Raw genomic sequence first — 14761 nt, forward strand, 5'->3', positions numbered from 1 at the left:
CGGCATTTAGCCGGGCGTTTTTGTTGGTGTCGCTTAGCGGGCGCGGTAGGTGATGCGCCCCTTGCTCAGGTCGTAAGGCGTCAGTTCGACGCGGACCTTGTCACCGGTCAGAATACGAATGTAGTTCTTGCGCATCTTTCCGGAGATGTGCGCGGTAACGACGTGCCCATTTTCCAACTCCACACGGAACATGGTGTTGGGCAGGGTGTCGACGACAGTGCCTTCCATTTCGAAGCTGTCTTCTTTCGACATGCAGTAAAGCCCTCGGTGTCCAGTTAATGGCCCGGTGCACAGCTGCGCCAGGCAAAAAAAGTGGCGTGCATTGTGCCCGAAAAATGGCCTTCAAGCCAATGATTTCAGTTCAACGTCACCCAACGTTGATTGATCAGCAGCTCGATGGGGCGGTACTGGGTCTTGTAGTTCATCTTTTTGCAGTTCTTGATCCAGTAACCGAGGTAGACCGCGTCCAGGCCCAGGCGCAGGGCTTCGGTGATCTGCCAGAGGATGGCAAAGCGCCCCAGGCTGCGCCGCTCTTCGTCCGGCTCGTAGAAGGTGTACACCGCCGACAGGCCGTTGGGCAGCAGGTCGGTGACCGCCACGGCCAGCAGGCGGCCGTCCAGGCGAAACTCGTAAAAGCGTGAAAACGGCAGATCGCGGACCAGGAAGGTGGAAAACTGGTCGCGGCTTGGCGGGTACATGTCGCCATCGGCGTGGCGCTGCTCGATGTAGCGCCGGTACAGCTCGAAGTATTCCTCCTTGAACGCCGGACGGGCGGGCGTCACGGTGATGTCGGCGTTGCGCTTGAGGATGCGTTTTTGCTGGCGGTTGGGCAAAAAGCGCGCAGCCGGGATCCGCGCCGGCACGCAGGCGTTGCAGTTCTGGCAGTGCGGGCGATACAGGTGGTCGCCGCTGCGCCGGAAGCCCATTTCCGACAGGTCTGCGTAGACGTTGACATCCATCGGCTGGCTCGGGTCGAGGAACAGCGTGGTGGCTTGCTCGTCTGGCAGGTAGCTGCAGGAATGGGGTTGAGTGGCATAAAACTTCAACCGCGCCAGCTCTGTCATGATCAACCCCTCGGGAGGTGCTTTTGTTTTAAGTGTAAGCCAGCTGGAAAAACTCGCCTAGCAAACCCAGCTGGCGCTGTTGGGCTGGTCGAGATAGCGCTGCAGGTAGTCGGCAAACGTGGCCCGGGCGATGGCGCGGGCGCCGAGGCTGTGCAGGTGGTCGGTAGGCATCTGACAGTCAATCAGGACGAATCCTGCCTGTTGCAGGTGCTCGACCAGCGCCACGAAGCCGACTTTGGAGGCGTTGTCGGCGCGGCTGAACATCGATTCGCCGAAAAACAGCCGGCCCATGGCCAGGCCGTACAGGCCGCCCACCAGCTCGCCATCGCGGCGCACCTCGACCGAATGGGCAAAGCCCTGCCGGTGCAACTGCAGGTAGGCCGCCTGCATGCTGTCGGTGATCCAGGTGCCGTCGGCGTAGGCGCGCGGTGCGGCGCAGGCGTCGATTACCGCGGCAAAGTCCTGGTCGAAGCTGACCTGGTAGTGGCCCTGGCGGATGAACTTGCGCAGCGAGCGCGACACGTGCAATTCGTCGGGGAACAGCACGGTACGCGGGTCGGGCGACCACCAGAGGATCGGCTGGCCGTCCTGGTACCAGGGGAAGCAACCATGGCGATAGGCCTGCACCAGGCGCTCGGCGCTGAGGTCGCCGCCGGCGGCGAGCAGGCCGTTAGGGTCGCGCAGGGCTTTGTCCAGCGGCGGGAAGGTCAGGGTGTCGCGGCTCAGCCAGGTCAGCATCGTGGTCCAATGATGGAGGAGGGGAGGGCGCCCAGCATGGCCTGAAAAAGCCTCCCGGGACAAGCCTGCTCCTGCAGCGGTGATGCCGTCTGGCAACTTGCTTGGACGTTTGTTGTCACACTTGCACAAAAACACCGCATAAGCCTTTGTCACAAAAGAAAATGCGTGCTCAAATTGCTGTATAGGAAATTGGCCCCCGTTTACGCGTGTTCTGGCGTGCCGCCATGGCGGTAGGCGGGCAGTAATGTTAAAAGTAGTGGTTTGTTGACTGTTCTGTTGGGTCAATCACTGTTGGACGCGCAATGAGCGCAGGAATAGACGCGTTTTGAAGAAATCCACCGCAACACCCAGTCCCTTGCCCGTGCCGCTCTGGCGCCAGCAGCTGCACTATCGGCTCAAGGAAGGTGCGCTGATCGCCGTGGGCGCGCTGTGCCTGTACCTGTGGATGGCCTTGCTGACCTACGACCAGGCCGACCCGGGCTTCAGCCACACCAGCAACGTCGAGCAGGTGCAGAACGCCGCCGGCCGTGCCGGTGCCTACTTCGCCGACATCCTGTTCATGGTCCTGGGCTATTTCGCCTACATCTTCCCCTTGCTGCTGGCGATCAAGACCTGGCAGATCTTCCGCGAACGCCACCAGCCATGGCAGTGGAGCGGCTGGCTGTTCTCCTGGCGCCTGATCGGCCTGGTGTTCCTGGTGCTTTCGGGTGCGGCGCTGGCGCATATCCATTTCCATTCCGCCGCCAGCCTGCCGGCATCGGCCGGTGGCGCGCTGGGCGAAAGCCTTGGCGACCTGGCCAAGAACGCCCTGAACGTGCAGGGCAGCACGCTGATGTTCATCGCCTTGTTCCTGTTCGGCCTGACCGTGTTCACCGACCTGTCGTGGTTCAAGGTCATGGACATCACCGGCAAGATCACCCTCGACCTGTTCGAGCTGTTCCAGGGCGCCGCCAACCGCTGGTGGGAGGCGCGCAACGAGCGCAAGCGCCTGGTGGCGCAGCTGCGTGAGGTCGACGACCAGGTTCATGATGTGGTCGCCCCGGTAGCCCCTGACCGCCGCGAGCAGGCCAAGGCCAAGGAGCGCATCATCGAGCGCGACCAGGCCCTGAGCAAGCATGTTGCCGAGCGCGTGCAGCAACCGGCGCCGGTGATCATGCCGGCCCCGGCCAAGGCGCCGGAGCCGAGCAAGCGTGTGCAGAAAGAAAAGCAGGCGCCGCTGTTCGTCGACAGCGCCATCGAAGGCACCTTGCCGCCGATCTCGATCCTCGATCCTGCCGAGAAGAAGCAGGTCAACTACTCGCCAGAGTCCCTGGCCGGGGTTGGCCACCTGCTGGAAATCAAGCTCAAGGAATTCGGCGTCGAAGTCTCGGTAGACTCGATCCACCCAGGCCCGGTGATTACCCGGTACGAAATCCAGCCGGCCGCTGGCGTCAAGGTCAGCCGCATCGCCAACCTGGCCAAGGACCTGGCCCGTTCCCTGGCCGTGACCAGTGTGCGCGTGGTTGAAGTGATCCCTGGCAAGACCACCGTCGGTATCGAGATTCCCAACGAAGACCGGCAGATCGTACGCTTCTCCGAAGTGCTGTCGTCGCCGCAATACGACGAAGCCAAGTCGCCGGTGACCATGGCCCTGGGCCACGACATCGGCGGCAAGCCGGTGATCACCGACCTTGCGAAGATGCCGCACCTGCTGGTGGCCGGTACCACCGGTTCCGGTAAGTCGGTGGGCGTCAACGCCATGATCCTGTCGATCCTGTTCAAGTCGGGCCCGGAAGACGCCAAACTGATCATGATCGACCCGAAAATGCTCGAGCTGTCGATCTACGAAGGCATTCCGCACCTGCTCTGCCCGGTGGTCACCGACATGAAGGACGCCGCCAACGCCCTGCGCTGGAGCGTCGCCGAGATGGAACGGCGCTACAAGCTGATGGCGGCCATGGGCGTGCGTAACCTGGCCGGCTTCAACCGCAAGGTCAAGGATGCCGAAGAGGCCGGCGAGCCGATCTACGACCCGATGTTCAAGCGCGAAAGCATGGACGACGTGCCGCCGCTGCTGAAAACCCTGCCGACCATCGTTGTAGTGGTCGACGAGTTTGCCGACATGATGATGATCGTCGGCAAGAAGGTTGAAGAGCTGATCGCGCGTATCGCCCAGAAGGCCCGTGCCGCCGGTATCCACCTGATTCTCGCCACCCAGCGGCCATCGGTGGACGTGATTACCGGCCTGATCAAGGCCAACATCCCGACGCGGATGGCCTTCCAGGTATCGAGCAAGATCGACTCGCGGACCATCATCGACCAGGGCGGCGCCGAGCAGTTGCTGGGCCACGGTGACATGCTCTACATGCCGCCGGGCACCAGCCTGCCGATTCGTGTGCATGGCGCCTTCGTCTCCGATGACGAGGTGCATCGCGTGGTCGAGGCCTGGAAGCTGCGAGGCGCCCCGGACTACAACGACGACATCCTCAGCGGCGTCGAAGAGGCCGGCAGCGGCTTCGACGGCGGCAGTGGCGGTGGTGACGGCGACGATGCCGAAACCGACGCGCTGTACGATGAAGCCGTGCAGTTCGTGCTGGAAAGCCGCCGGGCCTCCATCTCCGCCGTACAGCGCAAGCTGAAGATCGGCTACAACCGCGCCGCGCGGATGATCGAGGCGATGGAGATGGCCGGTGTGGTCACCGCCATGAACACCAACGGTTCGCGCGAAGTGATTGCCCCCGGGCCGTCCCGCGACTGATGATCCAACCTGCTGGCGGCCAGTGACGGCCGTCGGCCCCTTCATACTGCAACGAGGATTTCCATGCGCCTGATTCGCATGCTGTTGGTTTCCGCTATGGCCCTGTCCAGCGCTTCGGCAATTGCCGCCGAGGCCGATGCGGCGCGCCTGACCCAGTTGCTGGACAAGTCCAAAACCATTAGCGCCAATTTCTCCCAGCTGACCCTCGATGGCACCGGCACCCAGTTGCAGGAAACCACCGGGCAGATGGCCGTGCAGCGCCCGGGCCTGTTCTACTGGCACACCGACGCGCCACAGGAGCAGGTGGTAGTCTCGGACGGCAAGAACGTCACATTGTGGGACCCTGACCTGGAACAGGCTACCATCAAGAAACTTGACCAGCGTTTGACCGAAACCCCGGCACTGCTGCTGTCCGGTGACGTCTCGAAGATCAGTCAGAGCTTCGACATCACCTCCAAGGAGCAGGGCGAGGTCATGGATTTCGTACTCAAGCCGAAAACCAAGGACACCCTGTTCGACTCGCTGCGCCTGTCGTTCCGTCGTGGCCTGGTCAATGACATGCAACTGATCGACAGCGTCGGCCAGCGCACCAACATCCTGTTCACCGGGGTGAAGGCCAACGAGCAGATCCCGGCCAGCAAGTTCAAGTTCGACGTGCCCAAGGGCGCTGATGTGATCAAAGAGTAAGAGGTCAAGCCGCCGTTCATGGACCTGTTTCGTAGCGACCCCGTAGCCCAGCCCCTGGCCGCGCGCCTGCGCCCGGCCAACCTGGACGAGTACGTTGGCCAGGAGCACCTGCTGGCCCGCGGCAAGCCGCTGCGCGAGGCACTGGAAGCGGGCGCGCTGCACTCGATGATCTTCTGGGGCCCGCCCGGGGTCGGCAAGACCACCCTGGCGCGGCTGCTGGCGCAGTTCTGCGACGCCCACTTCGAGACCGTTTCGGCGGTGTTGGCCGGGGTCAAGGAAATCCGCCACGCGGTGGACATCGCCAAGCAGCAGGCGGGGCAGTACGGGCGCCGGACGATTCTGTTCGTCGATGAAGTACACCGCTTCAACAAGTCCCAGCAAGATGCCTTTCTGCCCTATGTGGAAGACGGCACGCTGATCTTCATCGGCGCCACCACCGAGAACCCCTCGTTCGAGCTCAACAACGCGCTGCTGTCGCGGGCGCGGGTGTATGTGCTCAAAAGCCTCGATGAAGCGGCGCTGCGCAAGTTGGTCAACCGCGCCCTGACTGAAGAGCGCGGCCTGGGCAAGCGCCAGTTGCGGGTCGGCGACGAAGCCTTCCAGATGCTCATGGCCGCCGCCGATGGCGATGGCCGGCGCATGCTCAACTTTCTTGAAAACGCCTCGGACCTGGCCGAAGACGGCGGCGAAATCGGCGTCGAGCTGCTGCAGAGCCTGCTCGGCGACAGCCGCCGGCGTTTCGACAAGGGCGGCGAAGCCTTCTATGACCAGATCTCGGCGCTGCACAAATCAGTGCGCGGCTCCAACCCCGACGGCGCCCTGTACTGGTTCGCGCGCATGCTCGATGGCGGCTGCGACCCGCTGTACATCGCCCGCCGCGTGGTGCGCATGGCCAGCGAAGACATCGGCAACGCCGACCCCCGCGCCCTGAGCCTGTGCCTGGCGGCCTGGGACGTGCAGGAGCGCCTGGGCAGCCCCGAAGGCGAGCTGGCGGTGGCCCAAGCCATTACCTACCTTGCCTGCGCACCGAAGAGCAACGCGGTGTACATGGGCTTCAAGACCGCCCTGCGCGAAGCCGGCGAGCACGGCTCGCTGGAAGTGCCGCTGCACCTGCGCAACGCGCCCACAAAACTGATGAAGCAACTGGGCTATGGCGATGAATACCGCTACGCCCACGACGAGCCGGATGCCTACGCTGCCGGTGAGGACTACTTCCCCGACAACCTCGCGCCGCGCCACTATTACCAACCGGTGCCGCGCGGCCTGGAACTGAAGATCGGCGAGAAGCTCAGGCACCTGGCCGAACTCGACCGCAACAGCCCGCGGCAGCGGAGAAAACCATGATTGCGCTGATCGCCGCGGTCAGCGCCGGCGGCATCGCCGGTACCTTGCTGCGCTTTGCCACGGCCAATTGGGTCAACGCGCACTGGCCACGCCACTTCTATCTCGGTACGCTGGCGGTCAATCTGCTCGGCTGCCTGCTGATCGGCTTGCTCTACGGGCTGTTTTTGCATCGCCCGCTGGTGCCGGTCGAGCTGCGCGCGGGCCTGATCGTCGGCTTTCTCGGCGGTCTGACAACCTTTTCATCCTTTTCACTGGACACCGTGCGCCTGCTCGAAAGCGGGCAGGCGCCGCTGGCCTTCGGGTATGCCGGAGCCAGCGTATTGGGCGGGCTGCTCGCTACCTGGGCCGGCCTGTCTTTGACCAAATTCTGAACCAACGAGAGAACGATATGCTCGATTCCAAACTGTTACGCGGCCAACTTCAGGAAGTGGCGGACCGCCTGGCCTCCCGTGGCTTCAGCCTGGATGTCGCGCGCATCGAGGCCCTGGAAGAACGCCGCAAGGTGGTGCAGACCCGTACCGAACAACTGCAAGCCGAGCGTAACGCCCGTTCCAAATCCATCGGCCAGGCCAAGGCCAAGGGCGAAGACATCGCCCCGCTGATGGCGGACGTCGAGCGCATGGCGGGTGAACTTGCCAGCGGCAAGGTCGAGCTGGACGGCATCCAGGCCGAACTGGATGGCATCCTGCTGGGTATTCCCAACCTGCCGGATGACAGCGTGCCGGTCGGCGCCGATGAAGACCACAACGTCGAAGTGCGTCGTTGGGGCACCCCGCGCGCCTTCGACTTCGAGATCAAGGACCACGTGGCGCTCGGCGAGCTGACCGGCGGCCTGGACTTCGAAACCGCGGCCAAGCTGTCGGGCGCCCGTTTTGCCCTGCTGCGCGGCCCGATCGCGCGCCTGCACCGCGCCCTGGCGCAGTTCATGATCAACCTGCACACCAGCGAGCACGGCTACGAAGAAGCCTACACTCCGTACCTGGTCCAGGCTCCGGCACTGCAAGGCACCGGCCAGTTGCCCAAGTTCGAGGAAGACCTGTTCAAGATCAGCCGTGATGGCGAAGCCGACTTCTACCTGATCCCGACTGCCGAGGTGTCGCTGACCAACATCGTGGCCGGCGAGATCCTCGACGCCAAGCAACTGCCGATCAAGTTCGTCGCCCATACCCCGTGCTTCCGTAGCGAAGCCGGTGCTTCGGGCCGCGACACCCGCGGCATGATCCGCCAGCACCAGTTCGACAAGGTCGAAATGGTACAGATCGTCGAGCCGGGCAAATCCATGGAAGCCCTCGAAGGCCTGACCGCCAACGCCGAACGCGTCCTGCAGGCCCTGGAGCTGCCATACCGGGTACTGGCGCTGTGCACTGGCGACATGGGCTTCAGCGCGGTGAAAACCTACGACCTGGAAGTCTGGGTGCCAAGCCAGGACAAGTACCGCGAAATCTCCTCGTGCTCCAACTGTGGCGATTTCCAGGCCCGGCGCATGCAGGCGCGCTGGCGCAACCCGGAAACCGGCAAGCCGGAACTGGTGCACACCCTCAACGGTTCGGGCCTGGCAGTTGGCCGGACCCTGGTGGCGGTGCTCGAGAACTACCAGCAGGCCGACGGTTCGATCCGCGTGCCAGAAGTGCTCAAGCCGTACATGGGTGGCCTGGAGGTCATCGGTTAAATGGAATTCCTGCCGCTGTTCCACAAACTGCGCGGCAGCCGTGTGCTGATCGTCGGCGCAGGCGAGATTGCCCTGCGCAAATCGCGTCTGCTGGCCGACGCCGGGGCTGTGCTGCGGGTCGTGGCGCCCGAGATCGAAGCGCAACTGGCCGAGCTTGCCCGGCACAGCGGTGGTGAAATCCTCAGCCGTGGTTACCAGCCTGGCGACCTCGACGGTTGCCAGCTGATCATTGCCGCCACCGACGACCAGGCGCTCAACGCCCAGGTCTCGGCCGATGCCCAGCAGCGCTGCGTACCGGTCAACGTGGTCGATGCACCGGCGCTGTGTTCGGTGATCTTCCCGGCTATTGTCGACCGTTCGCCATTGGTAGTGGCGGTGTCCAGCGGCGGCGATGCGCCGGTGCTGGCGCGGCTGATCCGGGCCAAGCTGGAAACCTGGATTCCCGCCGCCTATGGCGAGCTGGCCGGCCTTGGCGCGCGCTTTCGGCACAAGGTCAAGGCGCTGTACCCGGACGTCAATCAGCGTCGCGGTTTCTGGGAAGATGTCTTCCAGGGCCCGATCGCCGAGCGGCAACTGGCCGGGCAGGGCGCTGAAGCCGAGCGCCTGCTGCAAGCCAAGATCGACGGTGCCACTTACCAGGCGCCGGGCGAGGTGTACCTGGTCGGCGCTGGCCCCGGTGACCCGGACCTGCTGACCTTCCGCGCCTTGCGCCTGATGCAGCAAGCCGACGTGGTGCTCTACGATCGCCTGGTCGCCCCGGCGATCATCGAGCTGTGCCGCCGTGATGCCGAGCGTATCTACGTCGGCAAGCGCCGCGCCGACCACGCCGTGCCGCAAGCGCAGATCAACCAGCAACTGGTCGACCTGGCGCGTCAGGGCAAGCGGGTGCTGCGTCTGAAGGGCGGCGATCCGTTCATCTTCGGCCGTGGCGGCGAAGAGATCGAGGAGCTGGCGGCCCAGGGTATTCCGTTCCAGGTGGTGCCGGGGATTACCGCGGCCAGCGGTTGCTCGGCCTATGCCGGCATCCCGCTGACCCACCGCGACTATGCCCAGTCGGTGCGTTTCGTCACCGGTCACCTCAAGGACGGTACCAGCGACCTGCCCTGGCACGACCTGGTGGCACCGGCGCAGACCCTGGTGTTCTACATGGGCCTGGTGGGCCTGCCGACCATCTGTGCCGAGCTGATTCGTCACGGGCGGGCGGCGGATACTCCGGCGGCCCTGGTGCAGCAGGGCACCACGCCGAACCAGCGGGTGTTCACCGGCACCCTGGCCGACTTGCCCAAGCTTGTGGCCGAGCATGAAGTGCATGCACCGACCCTGGTGATCGTCGGCGAAGTCGTACAGCTGCGCGAGAAACTGGCCTGGTTCGAAGGCGCCCAGCCTTGAAATCATCGCGGGTCAAGCCCGCTCCCACAAAACCTGTGGGAGCGGGCTTGACCCGCGATGAATCCACCCCTATTCCCCAGCCTTGCGCCAAATCCCTCGCCCCACCAGCCGCTCCCGGTCATGCCCCAGCTCAAAATCCTGCAACGGCCCCTTGGGCACAATCCCGTTCGGATTGATGGTCTTGTGGCTCATGTAGTAATGCTTCTGGATATGCTCGAAATTCACCGTCTCGGCGATCCCCGGCCACTGGTACAGCTCTCGTAGCCAGTTCGACAGGTTCGGGTAATCGGCAATGCGCCGCAGGTTGCACTTGAAGTGTCCGTGGTACACCGCGTCAAAGCGGATCAGCGTGGTGAACAGCCGCCAGTCGGCCTCGGTCAGGTATTCCCCGGCCAGATAGCGCTGGGTGCCCAGCAACCGCTCCAGATGATCCAGCTCGGCAAACACCTCGTCAAAGGCCTGCTCGTAGGCCGCCTGCGACGTGGCAAAGCCCGCCCGGTACACGCCGTTGTTGACCGCTGGGTAGATCCGTTCGTTGAGTGCGTCGATCTGCTCGCGCAAGGGTTCGGGATACAGGTCCAGGCGATTGCCGGTCAGTTCGTCGAAGGCCGAGTTGAAGATGCGAATGATCTCTGCCGATTCGTTGTTGACGATGCGCTGCTCGTGTTTGTCCCACAGCACCGGCACCGTGACCCGGCCGCTGTAATGAGGGTCGTCGCGGGTGTAGCGCTGGTGCAGGAAGTCCAGGTGCTCAAGCTTGTCACCGGTCGAGCCCTTGTTCTGGTCGAAGGTCCAGCCATGCTCGGCCATCAGCCAACTGACCACCGACACATCGATCAGGCTCTCAAGGCCCTTGAGCTTGCGAAAGATCAGGGTGCGGTGGGCCCAGGGGCAAGCCAGCGACACGTACAGGTGATAACGGCCGGCTTCGGCGCCGGGCAGGGCGTTGCGCCGCTGCGCGCTTTCGCGCTGGAAGGCGCCGTCTTTGCTGCTTTCATACCACTGGTCGTGCCAGCGTCCGTCGATCAACAGGCCCATGCTGAGCTCCTTGGCGATTCGTTCTGATATAGAACCCAGTGTACGGAGCTGGGTTCGAACGAATAGCGCAAAGTCCGGGCCTGTTTGATCGGCTCAGTCGATCAGTTGCGCTGATCCCAATAGCGTTGGGCCTGGGCGAAGGCTTCCTCGCGGCTCTGACCCAGGCCGCGCAAGGCCAGGGCCATGGTCGCCACCACGGCCAGTTCGCCGTAGCTGTTCTGCTCATCACCGCGCCACACGGCCAGCAACTGCTCGGGCTCCAGGCTCGCCGGTTTGACATGACGCTGGGCGGCCAGGGCCGGCCATTCTTCATCCCAGTCGATGCCATTGGCGGTGCCATACAGGTGGCTGCTGGTGTCCGGGTTGATCTCGATCTCACCGCCATCGCCCTTGACCACGATTGCCGTATCGCCGAGCAGGCGGCTGGCTTCGCGGTGAACCGCCTGGTAGCCGGGGTGGAAGATGCTCTGCAGGCCGCAGCGGGCGTTCAACGGGTTGAGCACCCGGGCCAGGGAGTGAATCGGCGAACGCAGGCCCAGGGTGTTGCGCAGGTCGATCATCCGTTGCAGGCGCGGGGCCCAGTCTTGCAGCGGGATGAACGCCAGCATGTGGCTTTCCAGCGCTTCAGACACTGCATTCCAGTCCCGGCACAGCGGAATCTGCAGCAGCGCCAGCACTTGCTCGGTGTACAGCCGCCCGGCGGTGTGCGCGCCGCCGCCGTGCAGGAGGATGCGCACGCCATTGGCCGCCAGGCACTTGGCAGCCAGCAGGTACCAGGGCAGGTGGCGTTTTTTGCCGGCGTAACTTGGCCAGTCGAGATCAACCTCAATCGGCGGTGCCTGCAAACGCTGGCGCAGGGCCTCGGTGAAGCCGGCCAGTTCCTCAGGGCTTTCTTCCTTGTGGCGCAGCAGCATCAGGAAGGCGCCGAGCTGGGTTTCCTCGACCTTGCCATCGAGCAGCATGCCCATGGCTTCGCGGGCTTCCTCGCGGCTCAGGCCACGGGCGCCGCGCTTGCCCTTGCCAAGAATGCGCACGAACTGGGCAAACGGGTGCTCGGCCGGGGTTTCGGTAGTCAACGGGCTGTGTTCGGTCATATGCAATTGGTCGGCTTCGGCAGGCCCGCAAGTTTCGCGGCGAGTTTGGCGGGGGTGCCCTTGAACAGGCGGTTCAGGTGCAGGCTGTTGCCTTTGTCCGCGCCCAGCTTGAGCGCGGTGTACTTGATCAGCGGGCGGGTGGCCGGCGACAGCTCGAACTCCCGGTAGAAGTCGCGCAACAGGTTCAGCACCTCCCAGTGTTCGGCGGTCAGCTCAAGCTCTTCATGGGCGGCGAGGGCGCTGGCGACCTCTTCGGACCAATCACCCAGCTCGAGCAGGTAGCCGTCTTTATCCAGGGCGATGCTGCGCTCGCCGACAGTCAGGGTACTCATAGCCAGCTGTTGACCTTGTCATAGTGCAGCGACAGCTCGACGAAGGCCGGGTAGTCGATGGCCTTGGCCAGCTCGCTGACGGCGATGGCACGGGCTTGCAGGTCTTCGTCCAGGGCGAACAGGCGCCCGTCCAGCTGGCTCGCCTGCAGGCTGCGCAGCGGCGCGCTGCCGGGTTGCAGGGCATACACCGCATCACCGCACAGCAACAGGCCGTCGGCGCTGCCGAGCAGGCGCAGGCAGCTGCTCAGGCGGTTATCGCCAAATGGCGAGTGGGAAATCACGTGCAAGGTGCTCATCAGAGGGTCACCACCTGGTCGAAACGGTCGATCAACGCCGCAAGCGCGGCGTCATCCAGCACCTGCACTGGCAGGCTCAGGGCATCGGCAGCAAGGCCGCGCTCTTGCAGGCAGCTAGCGGCGGCAAACAGTTCCTCGACGCCAAACATCGGCAGGGCCTGCAGGTTGGCCGCCAGGTTCTTCTGCTGCAGCTGGGCCGGTTGCTGGCCGGGGGCGAGCTGGAACACGCCATCATCGAGAAACAGCATGCCCAGCGGCAAATCGAAGGCACCGCCGGCCAGGGCGATATCCAGCGCCTCGCGGGCGGACGGCCCGGCCCAGGGTGCCTGACGGCTGATAATCAGCAAGGACTTGGCCATTTCAATCGCCTCCAAAGCACATCAGCCGATCGGCGCCTTGCGCCGCTTCATGCAACTGGCCCAGCCCCGACAACTCCCACGGCGCCGGCAGGTTGACCGCCGGGCGCTGGTAGCGCTGGGCTTCCTCGGCGTTGAGCACGCCACGGCGCAGGGCGGCGGCGATACACACCACGGCATCGAGCTGCTGCGCGCTGACGAACGCGCGCCATTCGGCGGCAAGGTCCAGTTCATCCTGGGGCGCAACGACATTACCCGAGGCGCTGTGCACACCGTCCTGATAGAAAAACAGCCGGACAATCTCATGCCCGCCGGCAACCGCCGCCTGGGCAAAACGCAGGGCGCGGCGCGAGGAGGGCGCATGGGCCGGAGAAAAAACCGCAATGGCGAACTTCATGGAAGGCTCTTTCAGCAAATCTGCGGGAATGATAAAGCAAAAAGCCCGCTCCTGTTGGAGCGGGCTTGACCCGCGATGGGGGCAACCTCAACTTCAGGCCTTGTCTTTATGCTCCGGCAAGAACCAGTTCAGCACCAGGGCGCAAATCCCCCCGGTGGCCACCCCCGACTCCAGCACATTACGCAGCGCCGACGGCATGTGCGCGAGGAACTCCGGCACCTGCGCCACGCCCAGGCCCAGCGCCAGCGACACGGCAATGATCAGCAACGCGCGACGATCCAGGCTGATGCTGGCAAGGATATTGATCCCCGAAGCCGCCACCGCGCCGAACATCACCATCGCCGCCCCCCCGAGCACCGGCTCCGGCACCGCCTGGATCACCCCGGCCACGCTCGGGAACAGGCCAAGAATCACCAGCATCGCCGCAATCCACACACCAATATGACGGCTGGCAATGCCGGTCAGCTGAATCACGCCATTATTCTGGGCAAAGATCGAGCTCGGGAAAGTATTGAACACCCCGGCCAGCAGCGAGTTGGCGCCGTTGACCAGCACGCCGCCCTTGATCCGCTGCATCCACAGCGGGCCTTCCACTGGCTGGCGCGAAACTTTGCTGGTTGCGGTCACATCACCAATGGCTTCCAGCGAAGTAACCAGGTAAATCACCAGCATCGGAATAAACAGCGCCCAGGAGAAGCCCAGGCCGAAATGCAGGGGTACCGGCACCTGGAACAGCGCCGCTTCGTGCATGCCGGTGAAATTCAGGCGGCCCAGGTAGCCGGCCAGGGCATAGCCCACGGCCAGGGCGATAACGATGGCGCAGCTGCGCATCCACACCACCGGAATACGGTTGAGAATGACGATGATCGCCAGCACCACACCCGACAGCAGCAGGTTCTCGCCATTGGCAAAGGTACCGTTGCTCATCGCCGCAAAGCCGCCACCCATGCTGATCAGGCCGACCTTGATCAGGGTCAGGCCGATCATCAGCACGACGATCCCGGTCACCAGCGGGGTGATCAGGCGTTTGACGAACGGCAGAATGCGCGAAATGCCCATCTCCACGAACGAACCGGCGATCACCACACCAAAAATCGCTGCCATCACGCCTTCGACCGGCGTGCCTTGCTTGACCATCAACGCGCCACCGGCGATCAACGGCCCGACAAAGTTGAAACTGGTGCCCTGCACAATCAACAGCCCGGCGCCAAACGGCCCGAAGCGGCGGCACTGCACGAAGGTAGCGATCCCCGAGATCACCAGCGACATCGACACAATCAGGTTGGTATCACGGGCCGAAACCCCCAGCGCCTGGCAGATCAGCAGGCCAGGGGTGACGATCGGCACAATGATCGCCAGCAGGTGCTGCAACGCCGCCAGCATCGCAATCAGCGGCCGCGGCCGGTCTTCAAGGCCGAGGACCAGTTCATTGGCCTGCGCGGGTGCGCCGGGTCCTTGCTCGATTGAACTCATGGGAGTGCTGCCCCGGAAGAAAAAAGGAGCGCATTCTACGGGGCCGCACTCGTTTACGGTAGTGCGGGAGCTGGCTTTGCCAGCGATGCAAGGCAAAGCCTTGGCAAACCCCGGCCACAAAAAAGCCCGCCGAAGCGGGCTTTCTCT

General features: G+C 63.9%; 16 protein-coding genes. 6 read left to right on the forward strand and 10 right to left on the reverse strand.

All coding sequences use genetic code 11. The annotated features are described in order from the left end of the window. Window positions 1–33: 33 nt before the first annotated feature. From infA to aat, 3 genes are all read right to left on the reverse strand, one after another. Entirely contained in the window at window positions 34–252 is a 219-nt protein-coding gene (gene infA / locus ACZ9A3_RS06530) for a translation initiation factor IF-1 (protein WP_002553999.1), read from the reverse strand. Window positions 253–356: 104 nt separating this feature from the next. After that, window positions 357–1064, reverse strand: a complete 708-nt coding sequence (locus tag ACZ9A3_RS06535) for an arginyltransferase (protein ID WP_045201401.1) — start codon at window positions 1062–1064, stop codon at window positions 357–359. Between the two features lie 57 nt (window positions 1065–1121). Then, window positions 1122–1802 carry a leucyl/phenylalanyl-tRNA--protein transferase gene (gene aat / locus ACZ9A3_RS06540; protein WP_093384897.1) on the reverse strand — a complete coding sequence of 227 codons (681 nt, stop codon included), beginning with the start codon at window positions 1800–1802 and terminating at the stop codon, window positions 1122–1124. A 325-nt stretch (window positions 1803–2127) separates the two neighbouring features. On the opposite strand from aat, the gene ftsK reads away from it, so the two are divergent. The 6 genes from ftsK (at window position 2128) to cysG (ending at window position 9628) form a co-directional block, all read left to right on the forward strand. Then, on the forward strand, window positions 2128–4539 hold the full coding sequence (ftsK, locus tag ACZ9A3_RS06545) for a DNA translocase FtsK (protein ID WP_045201403.1): 2412 nt from the start codon (window positions 2128–2130) through the stop codon (window positions 4537–4539). Between the two features lie 63 nt (window positions 4540–4602). Beyond that, window positions 4603–5226, forward strand: coding sequence for an outer membrane lipoprotein periplasmic chaperone LolA (gene lolA / locus ACZ9A3_RS06550; RefSeq protein ID WP_045201404.1), 624 nt, complete (start codon window positions 4603–4605; stop codon window positions 5224–5226). Window positions 5227–5244: 18 nt separating this feature from the next. Beyond that, window positions 5245–6570: a replication-associated recombination protein A gene (locus tag ACZ9A3_RS06555; protein ID WP_045201405.1), complete on the forward strand. Its 1326-nt coding sequence runs from the start codon at window positions 5245–5247 to the stop codon at window positions 6568–6570. Continuing rightward, entirely contained in the window at window positions 6567–6941 is a 375-nt protein-coding gene (crcB, locus tag ACZ9A3_RS06560; protein ID WP_045201406.1) for a fluoride efflux transporter CrcB, read from the forward strand. Before ACZ9A3_RS06555 ends, crcB begins: the two co-directional genes overlap by 4 nt. A 17-nt stretch (window positions 6942–6958) precedes the next feature. Next, window positions 6959–8239 carry a serine--tRNA ligase gene (serS, locus tag ACZ9A3_RS06565; RefSeq protein WP_045201407.1) on the forward strand — a complete coding sequence of 427 codons (1281 nt, stop codon included), beginning with the start codon at window positions 6959–6961 and terminating at the stop codon, window positions 8237–8239. Next, the gene (cysG, locus tag ACZ9A3_RS06570; protein ID WP_093384891.1) at window positions 8240–9628 is read left to right on the forward strand and encodes a siroheme synthase CysG; all 1389 of its coding nucleotides are present in this window, start codon (window positions 8240–8242) and stop codon (window positions 9626–9628) included. It abuts the gene before it with no gap. 69 nt (window positions 9629–9697) lie between these two features. Here cysG and ACZ9A3_RS06575 read toward each other — a convergent pair whose 3' ends face one another. From ACZ9A3_RS06575 to ACZ9A3_RS06605, 7 genes are all read right to left on the reverse strand, one after another. Then, window positions 9698–10666 carry a glutathione S-transferase family protein gene (locus ACZ9A3_RS06575; protein ID WP_093384887.1) on the reverse strand — a complete coding sequence of 323 codons (969 nt, stop codon included), beginning with the start codon at window positions 10664–10666 and terminating at the stop codon, window positions 9698–9700. A 101-nt stretch (window positions 10667–10767) separates the two neighbouring features. After that, the gene (locus ACZ9A3_RS06580) at window positions 10768–11742 is read right to left on the reverse strand and encodes a glycosyl transferase family protein (RefSeq protein ID WP_476253318.1); all 975 of its coding nucleotides are present in this window, start codon (window positions 11740–11742) and stop codon (window positions 10768–10770) included. Window positions 11743–11756: 14 nt separating this feature from the next. Then, window positions 11757–12092 carry a TusE/DsrC/DsvC family sulfur relay protein gene (locus ACZ9A3_RS06585; protein WP_093384880.1) on the reverse strand — a complete coding sequence of 112 codons (336 nt, stop codon included), beginning with the start codon at window positions 12090–12092 and terminating at the stop codon, window positions 11757–11759. Beyond that, on the reverse strand, window positions 12089–12388 hold the full coding sequence (tusB, locus tag ACZ9A3_RS06590) for a sulfurtransferase complex subunit TusB (RefSeq protein WP_258597237.1): 300 nt from the start codon (window positions 12386–12388) through the stop codon (window positions 12089–12091). The genes ACZ9A3_RS06585 and tusB overlap by 4 nt, the downstream gene beginning before the upstream one ends. After that, window positions 12388–12747 carry a sulfurtransferase complex subunit TusC gene (tusC, locus tag ACZ9A3_RS06595; protein WP_045201413.1) on the reverse strand — a complete coding sequence of 120 codons (360 nt, stop codon included), beginning with the start codon at window positions 12745–12747 and terminating at the stop codon, window positions 12388–12390. The genes tusB and tusC overlap by 1 nt, the downstream gene beginning before the upstream one ends. Before the next feature lies 1 nt (window position 12748). Continuing rightward, on the reverse strand, window positions 12749–13141 hold the full coding sequence (gene tusD / locus ACZ9A3_RS06600; RefSeq protein WP_045201414.1) for a sulfurtransferase complex subunit TusD: 393 nt from the start codon (window positions 13139–13141) through the stop codon (window positions 12749–12751). A gap of 93 nt (window positions 13142–13234) precedes the next feature. After that, complete coding sequence (locus tag ACZ9A3_RS06605) at window positions 13235–14614, reverse strand: nucleobase:cation symporter-2 family protein (protein ID WP_045201415.1); 1380 nt, start codon at window positions 14612–14614, stop codon at window positions 13235–13237. Window positions 14615–14761 lie beyond the last annotated feature (147 nt).

Source organism: Pseudomonas sp. TE4620, assembly GCF_056279045.1.

Bases quoted from the DNA above. Each gene is read 5' to 3' on its own strand.
- infA (WP_002553999.1), bottom strand. From the start codon at position 252: ATGTCGAAAGAAGACAGCTTCGAAATGGAAGGCACTGTCGTCGACACC.
- ACZ9A3_RS06535 (WP_045201401.1), bottom strand. From the start codon at position 1,064: ATGACAGAGCTGGCGCGGTTGAAGTTTTATGCCACTCAACCCCATTCC.
- aat (WP_093384897.1), bottom strand. From the start codon at position 1,802: ATGCTGACCTGGCTGAGCCGCGACACCCTGACCTTCCCGCCGCTGGAC.
- lolA (WP_045201404.1), top strand. From the start codon at position 4,603: ATGCGCCTGATTCGCATGCTGTTGGTTTCCGCTATGGCCCTGTCCAGC.
- ACZ9A3_RS06555 (WP_045201405.1), top strand. From the start codon at position 5,245: ATGGACCTGTTTCGTAGCGACCCCGTAGCCCAGCCCCTGGCCGCGCGC.
- crcB (WP_045201406.1), top strand. From the start codon at position 6,567: ATGATTGCGCTGATCGCCGCGGTCAGCGCCGGCGGCATCGCCGGTACC.
- serS (WP_045201407.1), top strand. From the start codon at position 6,959: ATGCTCGATTCCAAACTGTTACGCGGCCAACTTCAGGAAGTGGCGGAC.
- cysG (WP_093384891.1), top strand. From the start codon at position 8,240: ATGGAATTCCTGCCGCTGTTCCACAAACTGCGCGGCAGCCGTGTGCTG.
- ACZ9A3_RS06575 (WP_093384887.1), bottom strand. From the start codon at position 10,666: ATGGGCCTGTTGATCGACGGACGCTGGCACGACCAGTGGTATGAAAGC.
- ACZ9A3_RS06585 (WP_093384880.1), bottom strand. From the start codon at position 12,092: ATGAGTACCCTGACTGTCGGCGAGCGCAGCATCGCCCTGGATAAAGAC.
- tusB (WP_258597237.1), bottom strand. From the start codon at position 12,388: ATGAGCACCTTGCACGTGATTTCCCACTCGCCATTTGGCGATAACCGC.
- tusC (WP_045201413.1), bottom strand. From the start codon at position 12,747: ATGGCCAAGTCCTTGCTGATTATCAGCCGTCAGGCACCCTGGGCCGGG.
- tusD (WP_045201414.1), bottom strand. From the start codon at position 13,141: ATGAAGTTCGCCATTGCGGTTTTTTCTCCGGCCCATGCGCCCTCCTCG.
- ACZ9A3_RS06605 (WP_045201415.1), bottom strand. From the start codon at position 14,614: ATGAGTTCAATCGAGCAAGGACCCGGCGCACCCGCGCAGGCCAATGAA.